A 17,773-nucleotide genomic window follows, 5' to 3' on the forward strand; every position below is an offset into this window, starting at 1 on the left:
GATATAAAAAAAAGCCTGCTGTTCAGCAGGCTTTTTTTATGCGTGATTTTTAAAGATCAAAGCCTATATCTGTGCGATAATTCATTTTATCAAACTTGATCTTCTCAATATTTTTATAGGAATTTTTAAGTGCTGCCCTAAAGTCGGCATCTAGCGAAGTAACTGCCATCACACGGCCTCCGGCAGTAACCACTTCTCCATCTTTTAAAGTCGTTCCGGCGTGAAATACCAAAGCTTCTTCAACTTCTTCAGTCCCAGTGATCACTTTTCCTTTTTCGTAAGCTTCAGGATAGCCACCACTCACGAGCATTACTGTAGTTGCAGCACGCGTGTCAAGATCTAAGGTAACTTCATCAAGCTTTTGCGCTGCTACTTTTTCAAAAACCTCAACAAGATCATTCTTGATACGTGGCAGCACCACTTCGGTCTCAGGATCGCCCATACGTACGTTGTATTCGATCACTTTAGGCTCGTCACCCACTTTGATCAAACCAATAAAAATAAAGCCTTTATAATCGATCTCTTCGGCTTTTAATCCGTCTACCGTTGGCTTAATGATTCGGTTTTCTATTTTTTCCATAAAGGCATCATCGGCAAAAGGCACGGGAGAAATCGCTCCCATTCCGCCGGTATTTAAGCCTTTATCGCCTTCGCCAATACGCTTATAATCTTTTGCTGTTGGTAAGGTGATATAGTTTTTTCCATCAGTCAACACAAAAACGCTGAGTTCGATTCCGTCAAGAAACTCTTCAATCACAACGGTTTCACTAGCTGCGCCAAATTTTTGATTGGTCAACATATCGGTCAATTCCGCCTTTGCTTCCTCGAGATCATTCAAAATCACCACGCCTTTTCCGGCTGCAAGACCATCAGCTTTAAGAACGTATGGTGCATTGAGTTTTTCTAAAAATGCCTTTCCCGCCTCCAAACTTTCGGCTTTAAAGCTTTCGTAAGCAGCAGTTGGGATATCATACATCGCCATAAATTCTTTAGCGCGCTCTTTGCTTCCTTCAAGTAAAGCCCCTCGTTTTGACGGACCAATAACTGCTATTTCGCTTAATTCCTTATCATTTTGAAAGAAATCGTAAACCCCTTGAACCAATGGATCTTCAGGACCTACAACCACCATTGTGATTTGCTCATCCAGAACCAGTTTTTTGATCGCTTCAAAATCGGTCATGCCAATGGCAACATTGGTTGCTATACCTGCTGTGCCGGCGTTTCCGGGAGCTACAAAAAGACGCTCACATTTTGAACTTTGTGCAATTTTATAGGCAAAAGTGTGCTCACGGCCACCAGAACCCAGAATGAGGATATTCATCGTAATAGCTTAAGATTTGTTTAAGCGTCAAAAATAAATGTTTGTAAATTGACCTACTAATTTTAGTCTTGTGAATTTAATCAACCTCAGCCTGCAACTTAATGGTTATGCTATTGCTACTGCGCAAAAGCAACTTCAGGAACTCAAACAGCAGGTTGAACATAATTATGCCGCTTATACTGAAACAAAAAAGACCGAAATTTTAAAGCATCATCTACACAACACGCCTTTTTACAAAAACATGACAGGTGGTCAATACCAAACTTGGGAAGATTTACCGGTTTTAAGGAAACAAGATTTACAACAAGCATTAAAAAGTAGATTATCTAAGGGCTTTTCAGCTAAAAATATGCACGTTCATAGAACTTCGGGATCTTCGGGGACGCCTTTTATTTTTGCAAAAGATAAGTTTTGTCACGCGTTAACCTGGGCTTCTATAACTCAGCTTTATTCAACTTCGGGAATCGATTTACAAAATTCGTACGAAGCGCGATTTTATGGAATTCCCAATCACGGCGCTGCCCGATTGAAAGAGCGTTTGAAAGACAGATTAAGCAATCGCTATCGATTTTCAATTTTTGACACTTCGGAAGCCAATTTTGAAAGCTTCATCTCAAGATTTAAAAAAGAACCATTTGGCCATTTAAATGGATATACCAGCGCCATGGTGCTTTTTGCACGGTATCTCGCCGGAAAAAAGCTCGTTTTAAAAGACCTCTGCCCGAATCTTACGCATTGCATTGTTACTGCCGAAATGCTGTTTAAAGAAGATCTTGAATTGCTTCAGCAACAGTTTGGCGTGCCGGTCATCAATGAATATGGCGCTTCAGAAACCGGAATCATTGCTTTTGGAAACGCCGGAGGCATCCTTCATATTGACTCGAGTTTACTCTATGTCGAGATTCTTGATGAGGCCAACAAACCAGTCGCTCCGGGCACTTCGGGGAAAATTGTGGTTACTTCGTTGTTCAATAAGGCGCATCCATTTATCAGGTATGAAATTGGCGATCTTGGGATTTTAGCCTATCAAAACGGCTTGCCTGTTCTCACGCAATTAGAAGGTCGTGTGGGTGATTTTGCGCTGCTTCCTGACGGAAAAAAAATTCCGGCTTTGGCGTTTTATTATGTGACCAAAGAAATAATGAACGATACCGCGAGCGTAAAAGAATTCAAGATCATTCAGAATGAGCCGAATCATTTCAGTATCAATTATGTTGCAGATGCTGAATTTTCTGATCAGGATATTGAAAAGATCAAACGCGCTATGCTGAATTATTTAGGAACAGAAATTCAGCTTTCTTTCCATAAAAAACCCATTCTTGACCGAAGCAAGCGCGGAAAATTAAAGCAGTTTACCAGAACGTTTTAACTGCGGTATTTCACAAAGCCTTTATACGCCCAGCACGTCAAGTAGTAAGCTGACGCAAACACTGATAATTGCTCAACCTCCCGATAAAATTTCCACTGATGTTTGATCAATCCCGTTTTATTGCGCGAAAGTGAATCCCGCCGAATGCGATAAATCGCCAAGGGCTCTTGAATGCCGTAAGCATAGTTGGTTTTCTTTAAGTACTGCAGCCACAATCCCATATCCTGACGTTTTTTGATGAGCGGCATATACTTTTTGCCCAAAACTTCGATATCGAGAAAAGCCGTCAAGCAACTAATGGAATTGCTTTTTAAAATATCAGTATAACTCACCTTTTCAGGAACGATAAAGTCTGATAAATAAGGCTCTAAATTTTCATCTAGGCGTTTATAAGAAGCAAACACAAACGGATGCATTTTTGCTTCGGTACTACTTCGCTCTAAAAATTCGGGGAACCAGAGATCATCAGCATCTAGAAAGGTCAGGTATTTTCCTCTAGCCTTTTGAATACCCAGATTACGAGCGTGTGCGGGACCTTTATTTTCTTTTAAGGAAAAACATTTTATGCGCGAATCCTCAGCCTGTAAGCGTTTTATTTTTGTAACCGTAGCATCTGAAGAAGCGTCATCAACAATGAGCAATTCCCAGTCGGTCACGGTTTGTTGTTGAACAGAGGCGATGGTTTCTGCAATATACTTTTCAGAATTATAACTGGGGGTTACAATAGAAACTAACGGCCGGGCATCAATAGGCTTTTTTATCGCCATAAATCACTTGAAAAAATGTTTTTGCTATAATACGCAGATCCATCAGGATAGACCAGTTTTCAACATAAAAGATATCAAAACGCACCCTACTTTTGATATCATGTTCGGTTTCAATTCCGCCACGATACCCGCTCACTTGAGCGAGACCGGTAATTCCCGGTTTTACCAGATGTCGTACCATAAATTTATCTATTTGCTGTTTAAACGAATGGGTATGGCTCACCATATGCGGCCGCGGACCAACAACAGACATATCCCCGAGCAAAACATTATAAAATTGCGGTAACTCGTCTATACTCGTTCTTCTTAAAAATTTACCCAATTCAGTGGTACGCATATCATTTTTACTCGCTTGTTTGTCGTTTGCATCTTTATTGATGGTCATGGACCTGAATTTGTAGCAATAAAACTCTTTGCCATCTATACCGTTACGCTTCTGTTTAAAAAACAAGGGACCTTTTGAGGTTAATGGAATTATAAGCGCCAAAATAGGCGTCAACCACGATAAAATCCCCAAGATCACCACTAGTGAAAATACGATGTCTAATAAGCGCTTTAAAAACAAGTTAATAGGGGTGTCAATAGGAAGCGTGCGCAACGCCAAAATAGGCGTAATACCGTAGTATTGAAAGTCCATTTTCTTGGTAAAAATGTCTTTATTGTCCGGTAAGAATTTTAATGCGATGAGATTATTATCAGCAAATTGAATCAGTTCTTGAATTTCCTTGTTTTTCAATTCGGCGACCGAGCAATAGATTTGATGAATTCCTTGATCAACAGCAAAGCGCGTCACCTCTTCCAGCTCGATGGTATCAAGGCGAAGATCAAAATTTGCTATAAACTGAAAGCCATACGCCGGATTATAATTGAAGAAATTTTTGAGTTGCTCGGTTTTAGCGTTTCGGCCCACGATAATTACTCTAATGGTATCTCGTCCCAGTTGCTTTCTAAACTTTTTTCGCAGATTAAAAACCACAAGCTTTAAAAGCGCTATAAAACCTATGCTGAGACACACATATTCTAGAACAGCAGAAACAACTACATCGATTTCGTTAAAGATTCCAAAAAAAGAAAAACAACAAACTAAAAGAAGAAACGCCTGCTTGAGCACTAAGCCTAAAATATTTACCAATGGCGTAAACCTATATACTTTGTAGAAACCAATTCCCACGGAAGTAATCAACCAACTGAAAATTAAAAAAGGAATAAAATACGTGTATTCTGCTTTTGAAAATTCAAACAAAAGCGCACACAGCATCAAAATTAGAAGATCACAAAAACCAACTAGGGGTTGAAGGACAAAACTATGTTTCGTACCATTTTCGTTCATACAAATTCGGTTAGTTGAGATGACTTGGGGCAGAGTCAACTGGACAAATTTAGCAAACAAGTTGAGTGCTACTTGAGGAGTATTCTTAAAATTTTTATAAAGCGCATCTCTAAGTAATGGCTTTAGATGATGGTTTAATTGAATTTATGATGCTATCTTGCCATCCTTCAAAAGCGCTAAAACACCCCAAGTTACTGCTCATGAGTACATTAAAAATCGTTCACGTTGTGGAAGCCTTGGGTGGTGGTGTATACACATATTTTAAAAACCTCACTCAGGTTTTATGCGAAGCACCAGATCTGGAGGTAACAGTGATTTATAGCGGAAACCGAGATGAAATCAATAACGATCAGGTGGCTTCTGATTTTCACCCTAAAACCCGCTTGATCTGTATCTCAATGCATCGCGAAATACGTTTCAAAGAAGATTTTAAGGCGTTTAAAGCGCTCAAAACTACTTTAAAGCAAATTGAGCCTGATGTGCTTCACTTGCATTCTTCAAAAGCGGGTATTTTGGGTAGGTTTGCCTATTTATTTTCTCCGCGTTTAAAAGCTAAACTCTTTTACACGCCACACGGATTTTCTTTTCTTCGGAAGGATATTAGTAGTCTAAAACGTCATTTATTTTTCAGTATTGAGTTTTTAAGTCAGAAGCTTACCGGCGGAACGCTAATCGCTTGCGGCGATACCGAATTGCGCTATGCTAAGAAAATTGGTCCGGCGCTTTTAGTGCGCAATGGTATTCAGCAACTGGGGCTAACAAACTTTGAGAAACAACACCGGCCGCAAATTAAATGTATAGGAACTTTAGGCAGAATCACCTACGCCAGAAATCCGGCCTATTTTAATCAGCTCGCACTAAACCATCCTGAGCTCGAATTTTTATGGATTGGTGATGGTGAATTGCGTCATCAACTCACCGCGCCCAATATTACTGTAACCGGTTGGTTTAATCACTATGAGCAAGGCTTGCAAAAGCTTGAAGTATTAGACCTTTATCTTCAGACCTCCTTGTGGGAAGGTTTGCCTATTGCCCTTTTAGAAGCTTCTGCCCGGGAAATTCCCATTGTCGCCACAAATATTATTGGAAATAAAGACATTGTTGCAGCCGGAAAAACCGGCTTCCTCTTTGATGCTGAATACGAATTTGATCAGATTTTGAAAAAATCTAAAAATCAGTCTACACGAATAGCACTGGGGAACGCTGCCAAGAAACGCACGGCAATTTTATTTAACAGCGCCGTGAATTTTCAAAAGCTAATTAGGCTTTATCAAGCTTAATATCCAGCGCATTTTTAGTGAAAATCGACAACCAGAGTGCGCTAAATACGATACCATCAAAACGTATTAGAAAATCATCCACCAGGTTTGCTGTTAAAAACAGCATAAAGAAAAATACGCTTAAAATCTGCCGAGAGCTAAACCCGATGTACGCAAGCAGGCCAATATAAACCACAACGACAAGCAGTCCTAAAATCCCGAATTTGATCCAGAAATCAAGAAATTGATTATGCACCGGAAACTTATACTTGGCTAAAAACTGCTGATTGGTTGCTTCAAATTTATTGATCACTGCTTGTTTTCCATCGGCGGCTCCTACGCCTATCACCGGGTGTTCTAAAGCTACGTCAAGACTGGTTTTCCAGATACTCAAACGGGTTACAAGACCATTATACGCAGAAGCTTCCGGATTTTTAAGGCTATCTAGTTTTCCTACCTTATCAAGGTGCGCAAAAGTCACTTCCGAAAATTTTTCGATACTGTACGGAAAGACTTTTACAAATCCGTAGGAAAGTAATGCAAACCCGAATACCCCGATGACAAGCCGTTTAAGTAAGCCTTTTGTTTTCAATTTTCGCACATCTGCCAGACTTATTAAAATGATTCCGAAGAACGCATTCACAATCGCCAGTCTTGTATTGATATACAGCAACAGTATCACTGAAATTAAAAAGAACACCAAGCGCCAGATCACGTGAGTTTTTCTGATCTGACCTAAAGCCTCTTTGAAATAATAAAAGTTGATCACCACTACAAAAGCAACGTGCATATTGAGTGCCGGAGCGTGCATCTTTATGGAGCGCGCGAAGGCATAACCCATTTCCCAAAGATCAACGCCGTTAAGATATTTGCTGAATAATTCTGGTTCAATTATCGCGAACCTCATCAAACACAGGCTTAAAATTGCAGTTGTCGCCAGTGCGTAATATCTGAGAATAAGCACCGTATTAAAACGGTGGTTTTGACTTAAAATAAAAAAGGGAAGCAAAAGCAGACTTAACCGCTTTTCGCCGTGTTTTATGCCTTCAGCAATACTGGTGTTATTCCATAAAAACAAGAGATCGAGTATGAAAGGTGCAGCGATTAAAGACATAAAAAAAACGCGGCGTTGAGTAAACTTCAGCTGGTTGAAGAATACGATATTGTACATGGCAAACAAGATCAATAACACCGTAGCCGGAATTCGAAAAGGAATTGAAACGGCTAGAATTGTGAGCCACGCATTGTAGCTAAACCGGTATGTTCTTTCTGAAACTATCATAATACAATGCGACGTAAATAAATGGTAAGATGCCAATTTTATGCTTAACCGCCGAACCTAGATCGGGTTCAAAAACACCTTGGATGATAAAATAGGCAAAAACGAAGTAAAACGCCCAAAGCTCATACCGGTAAGCGTTTTTATTACTGAGACAATTTTTGAACAAATACAACAAATACAGAGAGAGTATCAATTGCCAGAAGACAAAAAGTACAATTTGAGGCCGAAATAGATGTTTCAAGCCATTTACAGGTACATTTACCGAAGCAAAACCATAAAGAATACCATAGGCCTCTCCGTACCAAGTTTCGGTATCTAACGGCGATATAATAACCGAATTGGTTGCCTCTTCGCCCAAACGCTCTTCATTGAGGGCTTCGCGCGTGCTTTGCGACAGGTATTCTCCTTTTACCATTCCGTAGGAAAGGCTTATAAAAATCACCATAAGTAGTCCGGAGCAAATGCCTGTGAGGGCCTTGCGCTTAAAATTGATCAAGGTTATAAAATAAATAACTCCTGCAACTATGGGAATCAAAACATAATAAGGCCGATACCAAATACCGAAAAAGAAAAGCCCCAAAACGATTAAAACAAGAGTAGTTCGCAGACTCCACCTGCGCTCGATCAATAGCCAAGGCATCCAAGCGATAAAGAGAAAGGTGATAAATTCTTTGGAAGGCATTGAGATGAAAAACGCCAGCATAAGCATTAAAGAGTAGGCCAAAATATTACGTACCGTAAGTTTAGCAAACTGTTCTGGAATCCCGATTTTATAAATTACCCAAAGCAAAATAGGAAGTTGAATAATTGCAACAAGTTCAAAAGGTAAACTGCCTAAACCCGTCTTATCATAAAACAACATCGTCACCGGGTAGCTGCGCCAAAAGCCTTTTTCATTGTAAAAATCTTCGGCGATAACGATGGCATCAAAAAAGAAACGTTCGGGAAGATAACTTGGTGCCAATACTCCCAATACGACAACTACCAGCCCTAAAAGGAGGTAGAGGAAGGTAGATCTTGGGATAAGCAATCTCATCAGTGTAAAAACAATTTAATTCGGTCTTTTTTATAGACCCAAACCACAGCGCAGCCGTTCCAGAATATCACACTAAATGCTGAAGCAACTGCAGCTCCCAGCATCCCATATTTCGGGATAAGTATCGCATTTATAATCGCGTTGATTACGACAGCAATGATCAGGATATATTGCAAAACCACTTGTTTTTTAGTCATGTTGAGATACACTTGAGTGACGCCAAACAACGTACTCATAAAATGCCCGGCGATCAATATACGCAATGCCGGAACGGCTTCTTGATATGCGGCACCAAAAACGCCAAGAATTTCTGCCGCAAAAACAAATAAAATTACCGAAAGTCCTAATGCAAGACCTACAATAACCCGTACTCCTTTTTTTAAAACAGCTTGTAAGGCGACTTGATCGGTCACAAATAAATCGGCAATTCGTACCGATAAGTACGAACCCATAACATTGATTAAAGTTGAGATCAAAAAGATGATTTTTATCGAAGTTCCGTAATACGCTAAAGTCTCAAAATTGGTGTAGCGCTTTAAAAAAAAGACATCAATACTAATGAGCAGATAAAAACCAAAAGCACTTATCGCAATGGGAATCGTAGCTTTTAAAACCGTTTTAAATCGTATGGATGTTTGCCTAGAAACTACGGGATTCAAGCGTTTATATTTTAAGTAAACCTCCAACCCTGAGAGCAACGCGCAGAAGAGAAAACTCAGTAAAAAAACCTCAACGACATAGTCGTGCTTATTAAACAGGAAAAGAATTAACAGACCAAAACCAAAAGGCAACTGTTTTAAAATACCTCGATATAACTCCGACTTCTCATGCAGGTCAAAAGCTCTAAAAAATTCGGTATTGAAGAGTGTGACCGCATAAAAAAATAAGCAGAAGCCCATTTTGATCAATAAGTTTCCTGACCTCTGATCGTTAAAAAACCAATTGTAATATTCTTTCGGAATTGCTAAAATGATCCCCAATAAAACGATGGAAACTCCCAGAAGTAACGCGAGCATTTTTAGGTAGATTTGAAACAAAGTACCTGCCTGCTCAGGTTTTGAAAACCTTCCAGAGAAAAACAAAATGGATTGATCTGTTCCTAATAGCGTAACACCACCGATCAAGAATAAAGAGGAACGTGTAAATTCATAGGCGCCTACGACTTCAGCCGGATAGAAATTTGTAAGATAAAGTGTGATTCCAAAGAGGAAAATCACACCCAAAACCCGTAAAATAAGAACGCGCAGCGCACCACCAAGCACATTGTGCAGGTTAAATCTATTGAAGTATTCCTGAAGTTTTTTAACCATAAATACATTTCAACAGTTGCGGATAGCAGGTTATTTAATGCTGGTCTTTCAATCGGTTATGGATTCTCAAAGCGAGATGATAAAAGATAAAAATTAGTACAAGTACCACCGGAATGATATATATCAGCAAACTTCTCAACGAGGTCTTATCAACCCAGTTAGACACCCCATAAACCTTAAAAACAGCATCTAAACTTTTTAGTTGCTGCACGAGCTCTGCGTTGCGTTCTAACAATTTAGTTTTTGAATTGATGATGGCGCTGACCTCATTATTTTCGGCACTATTTAGTAGCGCAAGATTACGATGGTCTTGAGCAACCGCTGAAGGTACAACGGTCAAAATACTATCTAGTTGGTTGATTGAAAATCTATTGGCTTGAATTTCTGTTTCTATGCTTTTATAGGCTGCTTTCCGCTTGTTTTGGAGGAAAGTGTTTGTTTCAAGATAATCTAAGATTCTTTGTACACTAACAGTATCTTTTGCAATCACTACGATCTTGTGCAAGTCATAAGCCGGTGCATACAAGGGTTTTTCAAAAAAGCTAGATTCATCATCATAACTTTCAGAAATTCTGGGAACTATATCTACGGGAAAGACTTGAAGATTTTTGAGTACACTGGTTATATCTTCAACCGGTTCGATCTCAATTTTTTTCAGTTTTTCTGCGGAAAAATATCTAGCAAAATCGGCTTCATTTTCAGAAATGCTGCGGTCGAGGGTTTCAATTGTTCCGTAGAGATAAGACGTGCTTTGAACGTTAGGAGCTACTAAAATCTCAGCAGTTTTAAGCGGATTAAATAGTCTTGACAAGCCATAACCTACCGCAGCGCCTAAGACAATAAGCGCTACCAATATCAGACTATTCCTCAGTAAAAATTTGACAAAGCGATACCCAAAAATCAGGAGCTTTTTCATCTGGCTTTTAAGCCCTCTGAAAAGATCAAAAACATCGATATCCTGATTATTGTTCTGAGGCATTAGTCTTTAAAAATCTGTTCTAAAATTTGCTCGGTAATCAAATAGGTAGGTTTAACTCCTGTAGTTCCTAGACCACCTGAAGCCAGTGTGCTCCCGGTTTCAAGCGGATTATCTGAAGCATAATACGCATAGCGAACTTTAACGCTATCGCTAATGCTTCCGCGTAATTTTGCAGCAGCTTGAATCGCTTTCTGATAATGTGCGCCTTCCATCTCCAGGCCAATAACATTCCACGTGCTTTCATAGAAAAAGCGTAAAATATCTCTGTTTTGCAATGAGGTACCCAAAACCGTGATCATTGCCCCGTCGTAAACTGAAATTCCGTGCCCATCAAGATCCTCTTTTTTCAACTGATTTTCAAACGGATAATTATCTGCAGTACCTTCAAATAAATGCGCAGTAGGAATCATAATATCGCCTTTTCCTCCTTCGAGAATTCCGGCTTTTCCCATTATAGAAACCGATTTAACATCAAGATGTACCGTTTCTCTCTTGTCTTCATAAGGTTTAAGCAGCTCTTCCATGGTTTCATAGGCTTGCTCCCCAAACGCATAATCCATCACGATGATCACAGGCTCCTTCCCTTCTGGATAAGAAGTTTTTGAGCAAAAGTTATTTTGTTTTAGATCTAGCTTAGCCGTATCAAAAATCTGTACATCAATATTGGTCCCGCTTTGATCAGGAATAAAGAGCATTCCGTGTTGCTGTGCTGTTTTTTCAACCCGCGCACGCAATTTTCCGCTGCTGGCGTTACTCAACGTCTCATAAATCTCAAGATTTGACTTTTTTGCCATTTCTTTTTCTAAAGCAACAGGCGCAAACAGCGTATTCATCACACTGTGCATATTGGCACTGATGATGTGTATGGGGCGTCGTAAAAGGTCTTTAGCATCCAACTCTTTTTTGATCGAATCAGCCCAAACTTCGCCATGAATATGATGGCCCAAACGCTCTCTTAAAACCGGTGAAAAAGTAACCAGACGCTTATCGCTTTCTACTATCTCTTCAATCGCGCGCTTGCCCAACCAATAGACCAACTTTAAAAAGCGTTTTTCATTATTTGGCGCTGAAAACTTGCTGTAAATCGAAGTAACCTCGTGAAAAGTTCGCCCCAGAATGTTTGCAGTATGCGTTAAGGCGATCTCGCGCTCCGCCTGTGAAAGCGGTTCTTCGGTCAATACGGCTTTCTCTAATTTTTGCCAATCGCGCGTGGTATGACCTTCTTCATTGATCACTACGCGCTTCATAATTTTATGAGACTCCACAAATAAGAACGTCAGGTGTGTCAAGATGTCGTAGATCTCAGAACGGCCCCGTGTGATCTCTATATTCATTTGCTCATCGTCAATACGATAACAATTACGACGACGCTTTGGCGGAACAATAGGTTTAAAGTGCGAATTTTTATAGCCTTCGTCACTGGTAAGATTGATGTATCTACACTCTTCTATTCCTTCCGGAAGGCGGTCAATCACATATAATAAACCATTAAGTTCAACTTTTTCTTCTGCAATGGTACCGTAGATCTCGGGGCGTAAAATAAGCAAGGCTTCGCGCAGGGTTTCTCCCGAAACGCCCATAGGTTTATAAAAGCCTCTGTTAAACAGGTGACGCATGGTTATATACATACGCTCTATTGCTGCAGAGCTTTCCTGAGATCGTGTTCTATCTTGTTGTTTTATTAAACTCATTAAATCAAATATACTTTTTTAAAAATCAAGTTGATTAAGGGCATCAGCAATACTACGATCGTTAGCAAGTCTGGGCAATTTATTTTGACCGCCAAGTTTACCTTTTGATTTCATATATGCCGTAAAACCTCCCTGCGGAATTACTCTGATTTCTAATCTTTTTAAAATGTTTCCTGTTATTAAATCTTTATAATAACTGTTTTGTTCTTGGAGCGCCAGGTCAATTGCTTGAGCAAATGTCTCTAAATTCTCGGGTGGTGCATCAAATTCGATGAACCATTCGTGATAAGGTAAGCCCTGATCAGGATTGATTTGCGGTGCTACCGTAAACTCACTCACTTGTGCCTTAAATTGGCTCGCCGTGCTCGTTAAAGCTTCTTCTACCTCCTTACCTATCACATGCTCGCCAAAAGCAGAAATAAAATGCTTAATTCTTCCTGTAACCACTACACGATGCGGTTTTGTTGAAGTAAACATCACAGTATCTCCCAAATTGTATGCCCAAAGCCCGGCAGTAGTAGAAATGAGCATCACATAGTTTACGCCAGCTTCTACCTCCCCAATGGTTAAACGTTGTGGGTTTTCGGTGAAAAATTCATCTGCTTTTATGAATTCATAAAAAATCCCAGAATTCAGCAATAACAGCATTCCCTTTTCCTTTTGAGAATCCTGAAAGGCAAAAAACCCTTCGCTGGCAGGATAAAGCTCAATACTATCAACTCTTCTACCGATGAGATTTTCAAACTTTTTGCGATAAGGTTCATAATTGACCCCACCATAAATAAAGAGGTTAAACTCCGGAAAAATATCACCTATATTCTTTCCGGTTTTTTCTTGAAGTTTTTCAAAATACATTTGTACCCACGGCGGAATTCCACTGATGACCGTCATATTTTCTGGCAAGGTTTCTTCAACGATGGCATCAACCTTGGCTTCCCAATCGTCAATGCAGTTGGTTGGCCAGCTCGGCATTCGATTTTGTTGCAAATACCCGGGAACATAATGCGCTACAATTCCTGAAAGCCTTCCGGTTTTTATGCCGTTTTTGATCTGAAGTTCAGGACTTCCTTGTAAGAAAATCATTTTTCCATCTACAAACTCGCTATTTCTGCTTTCGGCGATATAATGTAAAATCGCATCCCGAGCAGCGTTGACGTGCATAGGCATAGACGCTTTGGTAATCGGAATATATTTAGCTCCCGAAGTTGTACCTGACGTTTTTGCAAAATATTCGGGCTTACCGGGCCATAAAATATCTGGCTTACCGGCAACCGCCTCTTCCACATAGGACTTTAACGCTTCATAATCTCTAACAGGAACTTTTTTGGCAAACGCCTCAAAAGAATCAATGTGCTGAAAATCGTGATCCTGACCAAATCGCGTCTGCGCTCCATTTTTAATCAAATGTTGAAAAACCGCTTTTTGTGTAGCCACCGGGTTCGCGCTCCATTTCCGGGTTTTTGAGACAATGTATTTTGCAAAAATTTTTGCTGAAAACGACTTTATAGACATTATTCAAACGAAATATAATTAGTAGGATCTACAGGGTAACCGCTGTTCCATAATTCAAAATGCAGATGTGGACCTGTTGAAAATTTTCCGGTGGAGCCGGCGGTTGCGATGACTTCGCCTGCTTTTACCAAATCTCCTTGGTCTTTGGTAAGTGAGGCGTTATGCTTATAAACAGATAGTAAATCATTGCCGTGATCCAGAATGATCACATATCCGGTTTCGGCAGTCCATTCAGAAAAAATAACGGTGCCGTCTGCCACCGCTTTGATCGCTTGATTTTTAGGCACCACAACATCTGTCCCGTAGTGTTTTTCTTCGGCATCAAAACCTTCTGTGATGCTTCCTTTCACGGGCGGGAATAATGAAAAACTTACCGTTGAAGATGCAGGCTCAAATAGGTTATATCGGTCTTCATTGGCCACTTGCTCTCGCAATAAACTATCCTCTCGAGAGATCCTCATATTGAGACCACTAGTATCTCTGGGTTCTAGAAGCAAAATAGAATCTCTATTGAAATTCACCTCCTCAACATCACCAGTAAGCACTTTCTTGATGCTCGCAAAATACTGCTGATTGATGTCTAGTTGTCGTTTTAAAGAATCGGTCTCAAACATCAACTCGGTTGCCTGACGCTTAAGTTTAACCGAAGAATACCCGGGAATATACTCGCGAAGCGGTGTATACGCAATAAGCAAAGTGGTTAATGCGATTAAAATGATAACTGAAAAACCTACAACGATAAATACGTTTAACCGCGTCAGTTTAAAAGAAACGCGCTCTTCAAAAGTATCTTCATTTAAAATAAGGAGCCTGTATTTATGCAACAGGCGCTTTTTTAGCTTCTTTTTTTCTTTAGATTTTGCCATAAACGTCAATCGATCAACAAATATAAAATTTAATAGGCGTATGCCTATTGCTAAAGTTTCTTAAGGAACGGTCTATTCTTATGATTTCTTGTTATATTTACCATCTAAATTATCATGATATGAATGCATTAGCAATATTTTTAGGAATGGTAGGGCCTTGGCAAATAGGACTTATCGTGGTTGTAATTCTTTTACTTTTTGGAGGAAAGAAAATTCCGGAGATGATGAGAGGGCTTGGTAGCGGTATCAAAGAGTTTAAAGATGCCTCTAAAGATGAGGAAGCATCTCATAAATCTGATGAAACTTTAGAAGAAAAGAAATCTTAAGTTCTGAAATAAAAGAAATAAAAAACCGCTTTAGAAAACTAAAGCGGTTTTTTTTATGGTTTGTAATGCGTTTACTTCTTATCTACAAACTTTACCGATCTTAAAATAGATTCCAGCTCAAAAAGATTATCTCTTTTATTCGCCGAAGGTTTAAATACAAAGCCTTCAAGCACAAGATATCTATCATTCTCTTTATCATCAACTGTAAAGTTTACAAAGGGACCTGCCATATAACGCCCTTTAACTTCCCAAATACCATTCATTTGATACGCCGGTCTTCCTGCAATTGTAGTTTCAGAAAGGTAAGGTGCAAATGCAGCTTCGGTAATAAAGCGCATACCCTCACTTACAGTAATGTTATCTCCGCCTATAGAATCCCGCATTTTGATCAATGAACCAATGGTATTAGAGTCGCGATCGATAAGATTGTAAGGCACCTCATATACCGTAATGTTCATATCACCGTTAGGAATGTCTTTTCTGATCCAGAAAAAGTCCTCATCTTCTTTAGCATAGCGATAAGCTGTAGGGAATTTCATTGTGATCCCAAAAGCTTCGGTGAGCGGTTTATCTTCTTTAAGCGAAAGACTAATTCTTCTAACTTTTTCAGTAAACTCGGTTTCCTTAATGGTGTTTACAATTTGAGCACTATCCTTCTTGATCAGATTAATGATCGCTTCTTCAGTAGGACCTTTTACTAAAATTCCGGTTTGCGGGCGGGCATATTCATCCTTAATAATTTCTAAAGCTGCAGTATCAGCCTGCTCGATCTTTAAAAACGTACGTTGCTTTCGCATAAAGCCAGAAAAAGCTTCATCAGGCATCTGATTGATCGCAAACATAGGCTCTACTTGTGGCAAACCATTTATGGGCCCCGCGAGTTTCTCCCGAATGCTCTCCCCTACCGGACCTTCCCACATCGTATTGGGCATCACCACAGTAAGGTTGTTTAAGGCTCCGGAGGAAGCTGATAAGATTTTGCTTGAAGGCTTATCGTTACAAGCCACCAGCGCAAAAATTAAAAAGGCTAGGATTAGTTTTTGCATAACATAAATAGGTTTAGAGTTAGTTAGCTATAACCAAGGTCATTCCCGGTTTGAGTTTTGTACCGCTAATATCGTTCCAAACTTTAAGGTTCTCTGCACTTACTCCGGGAAATTTGCGTGCGATCTTCCATAGACTATCTCCTTTGCGCACCACATATTTCTTCTGAGAACTCCCAGAGCTGCTTTGCGATGAAGTCACTGAAGCTGACGGTTTACTGGGATACAAGGTTAATCGCTGCCCTATACGTAAGTTGTTAGAGCGTAAATTATTCCAGCGTTTGATCTGAGAAACACCAACTCCATAACGCTCTGCAATTTTTCCTAGATAATCACCGCTGCGCACTCTGTAAGTAATGCTTGACGGAACTTCCAGATATTCAGGCAGTGTTTTTTCATCACGTTCTAATTCCTTTTTAGCTTTCTGATAAATATTGTTTTCATTCGCTACAAAAGGTCCAATCGCGGTGATAGGTAAACGCAAATAGTAGTTTTCATCTGCCACAAACGGGATCACATCTAGCTTATAAGCAGGATTTAAAAACTGAATTTCTTCAAGGGAAACACCGGTATAAGACGAAACTTGCTGTAAAGTAATGGTCTCTTTAACCTTGATAGTATCAGTTTCAAAATAATTGACATCGGGTTGTGCCGGATGATAGCCGTGTTCTTCAGCATATTCAAAAATATACATGGTTGCTAAAAATGCCGGAATATATCCTGCTGTCTCGCGAGGAAGATGATGTCTGATATTCCAATAATTGGTTCTTCCGCCACTGCGACGAATGGCTTTGCTCACATTTCCGGGTCCTGAATTATAACTTGCTAACGCCAGATCCCAATCTCCAAAGATCTCATATAATTTAGATAAGTATTGTGCGGCAGCTTCGGTAGAAAGAATAGGATCCATACGCTCATCTACATATGAACTGATATCTAGACCATACAATTTTCCTGTATTGAACATAAATTGCCACATACCCGTAGCTCCTACTCTGGATTTAGCTCTGGGACGTAATGCCGATTCTACGATTGCCAAATATTTAAGCTCAAGCGGCATATCGTATTTATCAAAGGTTTGCTCAAACCCGGGGAAATAAAACTGAGACAAGCCCATTAAACGCTCTAGCGTGGGTTTGTGTCGCTTTAAATATCCTTTAATGACATTTTCTAAAGAAGGATTATACTCAACATTAAACGGAGTGCGCGCATTAAGGTCTGCTAAACGCTTTTTAAGCGTTTCTGTGGTGAGTTCAGGGTAATCTACCTCTTCGTAGTTTGTATCTTCCACTAAAGCCGCCATATCGTCGTATAGCGTGTTTGTGGTAAGTTCTTCTAACCAAAGTTTGTCAACCTTAGCCGGAAATTTACGGTCGTTAAGTTTTTTTGAAGTGCTGTCCCACTTAACTTCTTTAAAAAGAAAAGGCTCAGGAACTTTTTGAACCACGTGAGCATTAGCGCTGTTAAGCTCACGCATGAGATTCTTAAGTTCTACCGTATCTACAATGGGTAGGGATTGAGAAATTTGCAGTGTTGCTGCATTAGGGTTTTTCTTCTGGGCGTAAGATGCCAACGAGGTCATGATCGCAAAAGCATAACCGAGACAATAACGTTTTTTCATATGTGTTTACAACGATGCAAACGCTAAAGTCGTATTTTTTAATTAAAATCTAAAACGCCCG

Annotated in this window: 15 protein-coding genes; 3 read left to right on the forward strand and 12 right to left on the reverse strand. The window is 39.8% G+C overall.

The window, feature by feature from the left end; genetic code table 11:
- Positions 1-49: 49 nt before the first annotated feature.
- The gene (purD, locus tag LDL79_RS07015) at positions 50-1,321 is read right to left on the reverse strand and encodes a phosphoribosylamine--glycine ligase (protein ID WP_225599697.1); all 1,272 of its coding nucleotides are present in this window, start codon (positions 1,319-1,321) and stop codon (positions 50-52) included.
- Between the two features lie 70 nt (positions 1,322-1,391).
- Here purD and LDL79_RS07020 point away from each other — a divergent pair, with 70 nt between their 5' ends.
- Positions 1,392-2,690 (forward strand): phenylacetate--CoA ligase family protein, encoded by a 1,299-nt coding sequence (locus tag LDL79_RS07020; protein WP_225599698.1) that lies wholly within the window; start codon positions 1,392-1,394, stop codon positions 2,688-2,690.
- Here LDL79_RS07020 and LDL79_RS07025 read toward each other — a convergent pair.
- On the reverse strand, positions 2,687-3,457 hold the full coding sequence (locus LDL79_RS07025) for a glycosyltransferase family 2 protein (protein ID WP_225599699.1): 771 nt from the start codon (positions 3,455-3,457) through the stop codon (positions 2,687-2,689). The two genes, LDL79_RS07020 and LDL79_RS07025, sit on opposite strands and share 4 nt — an antisense overlap.
- Complete coding sequence (locus tag LDL79_RS07030) at positions 3,435-4,787, reverse strand: exopolysaccharide biosynthesis polyprenyl glycosylphosphotransferase (protein ID WP_225599700.1); 1,353 nt, start codon at positions 4,785-4,787, stop codon at positions 3,435-3,437. The genes LDL79_RS07025 and LDL79_RS07030 overlap by 23 nt, the downstream gene beginning before the upstream one ends.
- A 200-nt stretch (positions 4,788-4,987) precedes the next feature.
- Between LDL79_RS07030 and LDL79_RS07035 the strand changes: the two genes are divergently transcribed.
- Positions 4,988-6,067, forward strand: coding sequence for a glycosyltransferase (locus tag LDL79_RS07035; protein WP_225599701.1), 1,080 nt, complete (start codon positions 4,988-4,990; stop codon positions 6,065-6,067).
- On the opposite strand, the gene LDL79_RS07040 is transcribed toward LDL79_RS07035, so the two are convergent.
- The 7 genes from LDL79_RS07040 to LDL79_RS07070 are packed head-to-tail and all read right to left on the reverse strand — an operon-like array spanning position 6,048 to position 14,722.
- Positions 6,048-7,328, reverse strand: a complete 1,281-nt coding sequence (locus LDL79_RS07040; protein ID WP_225599702.1) for an O-antigen ligase family protein — start codon at positions 7,326-7,328, stop codon at positions 6,048-6,050. The two genes, LDL79_RS07035 and LDL79_RS07040, sit on opposite strands and share 20 nt — an antisense overlap.
- Entirely contained in the window at positions 7,297-8,364 is a 1,068-nt protein-coding gene (locus tag LDL79_RS07045) for a hypothetical protein (RefSeq protein WP_225599703.1), read from the reverse strand. The genes LDL79_RS07040 and LDL79_RS07045 overlap by 32 nt, the downstream gene beginning before the upstream one ends.
- The gene (locus LDL79_RS07050) at positions 8,364-9,674 is read right to left on the reverse strand and encodes an MATE family efflux transporter (RefSeq protein ID WP_225599704.1); all 1,311 of its coding nucleotides are present in this window, start codon (positions 9,672-9,674) and stop codon (positions 8,364-8,366) included. Before LDL79_RS07050 ends, LDL79_RS07045 begins: the two co-directional genes overlap by 1 nt.
- 34 nt (positions 9,675-9,708) lie before the next feature.
- Positions 9,709-10,653 (reverse strand): hypothetical protein, encoded by a 945-nt coding sequence (locus LDL79_RS07055; RefSeq protein WP_225599705.1) that lies wholly within the window; start codon positions 10,651-10,653, stop codon positions 9,709-9,711.
- Positions 10,653-12,344 carry a DUF6909 family protein gene (locus tag LDL79_RS07060; RefSeq protein ID WP_225599706.1) on the reverse strand — a complete coding sequence of 564 codons (1,692 nt, stop codon included), beginning with the start codon at positions 12,342-12,344 and terminating at the stop codon, positions 10,653-10,655. The genes LDL79_RS07055 and LDL79_RS07060 overlap by 1 nt, the downstream gene beginning before the upstream one ends.
- A gap of 18 nt (positions 12,345-12,362) precedes the next feature.
- Positions 12,363-13,856 carry a GH3 auxin-responsive promoter family protein gene (locus LDL79_RS07065; RefSeq protein WP_225599707.1) on the reverse strand — a complete coding sequence of 498 codons (1,494 nt, stop codon included), beginning with the start codon at positions 13,854-13,856 and terminating at the stop codon, positions 12,363-12,365.
- Positions 13,856-14,722, reverse strand: a complete 867-nt coding sequence (locus LDL79_RS07070) for a M23 family metallopeptidase (protein ID WP_225599708.1) — start codon at positions 14,720-14,722, stop codon at positions 13,856-13,858. Before LDL79_RS07070 ends, LDL79_RS07065 begins: the two co-directional genes overlap by 1 nt.
- Positions 14,723-14,841: 119 nt before the next feature.
- Here LDL79_RS07070 and LDL79_RS07075 point away from each other — a divergent pair, with 119 nt between their 5' ends.
- Positions 14,842-15,048, forward strand: coding sequence for a Sec-independent protein translocase subunit TatA/TatB (locus tag LDL79_RS07075; RefSeq protein ID WP_072980907.1), 207 nt, complete (start codon positions 14,842-14,844; stop codon positions 15,046-15,048).
- A gap of 71 nt (positions 15,049-15,119) precedes the next feature.
- Here LDL79_RS07075 and LDL79_RS07080 read toward each other — a convergent pair whose 3' ends face one another.
- The gene (locus LDL79_RS07080) at positions 15,120-16,094 is read right to left on the reverse strand and encodes a DUF4837 family protein (RefSeq protein ID WP_167598405.1); all 975 of its coding nucleotides are present in this window, start codon (positions 16,092-16,094) and stop codon (positions 15,120-15,122) included.
- Positions 16,095-16,113: 19 nt separating this feature from the next.
- Positions 16,114-17,712, reverse strand: a complete 1,599-nt coding sequence (locus tag LDL79_RS07085) for a lytic transglycosylase domain-containing protein (RefSeq protein WP_225599709.1) — start codon at positions 17,710-17,712, stop codon at positions 16,114-16,116.
- Positions 17,713-17,773: the final 61 nt, after the last annotated feature.

The sequence above is a fragment of the Leeuwenhoekiella palythoae genome, from assembly GCF_020310025.1.
GTDB classification, from domain to species: Bacteria; Bacteroidota; Bacteroidia; order Flavobacteriales; family Flavobacteriaceae; genus Leeuwenhoekiella; species Leeuwenhoekiella palythoae.

Bases quoted from the DNA above. Each gene is read 5' to 3' on its own strand.
- LDL79_RS07075 (WP_072980907.1), top strand. From the start codon at position 14,842: ATGAATGCATTAGCAATATTTTTAGGAATGGTAGGGCCTTGGCAAATA.
- LDL79_RS07070 (WP_225599708.1), bottom strand. From the start codon at position 14,722: ATGGCAAAATCTAAAGAAAAAAAGAAGCTAAAAAAGCGCCTGTTGCAT.
- LDL79_RS07030 (WP_225599700.1), bottom strand. From the start codon at position 4,787: ATGAACGAAAATGGTACGAAACATAGTTTTGTCCTTCAACCCCTAGTT.
- LDL79_RS07065 (WP_225599707.1), bottom strand. From the start codon at position 13,856: ATGTCTATAAAGTCGTTTTCAGCAAAAATTTTTGCAAAATACATTGTC.
- LDL79_RS07050 (WP_225599704.1), bottom strand. From the start codon at position 9,674: ATGGTTAAAAAACTTCAGGAATACTTCAATAGATTTAACCTGCACAAT.
- purD (WP_225599697.1), bottom strand. From the start codon at position 1,321: ATGAATATCCTCATTCTGGGTTCTGGTGGCCGTGAGCACACTTTTGCC.
- LDL79_RS07035 (WP_225599701.1), top strand. From the start codon at position 4,988: ATGAGTACATTAAAAATCGTTCACGTTGTGGAAGCCTTGGGTGGTGGT.
- LDL79_RS07085 (WP_225599709.1), bottom strand. From the start codon at position 17,712: ATGAAAAAACGTTATTGTCTCGGTTATGCTTTTGCGATCATGACCTCG.
- LDL79_RS07060 (WP_225599706.1), bottom strand. From the start codon at position 12,344: ATGAGTTTAATAAAACAACAAGATAGAACACGATCTCAGGAAAGCTCT.
- LDL79_RS07055 (WP_225599705.1), bottom strand. From the start codon at position 10,653: ATGCCTCAGAACAATAATCAGGATATCGATGTTTTTGATCTTTTCAGA.
- LDL79_RS07025 (WP_225599699.1), bottom strand. From the start codon at position 3,457: ATGGCGATAAAAAAGCCTATTGATGCCCGGCCGTTAGTTTCTATTGTA.
- LDL79_RS07040 (WP_225599702.1), bottom strand. From the start codon at position 7,328: ATGATAGTTTCAGAAAGAACATACCGGTTTAGCTACAATGCGTGGCTC.
- LDL79_RS07080 (WP_167598405.1), bottom strand. From the start codon at position 16,094: ATGCAAAAACTAATCCTAGCCTTTTTAATTTTTGCGCTGGTGGCTTGT.
- LDL79_RS07045 (WP_225599703.1), bottom strand. From the start codon at position 8,364: ATGAGATTGCTTATCCCAAGATCTACCTTCCTCTACCTCCTTTTAGGG.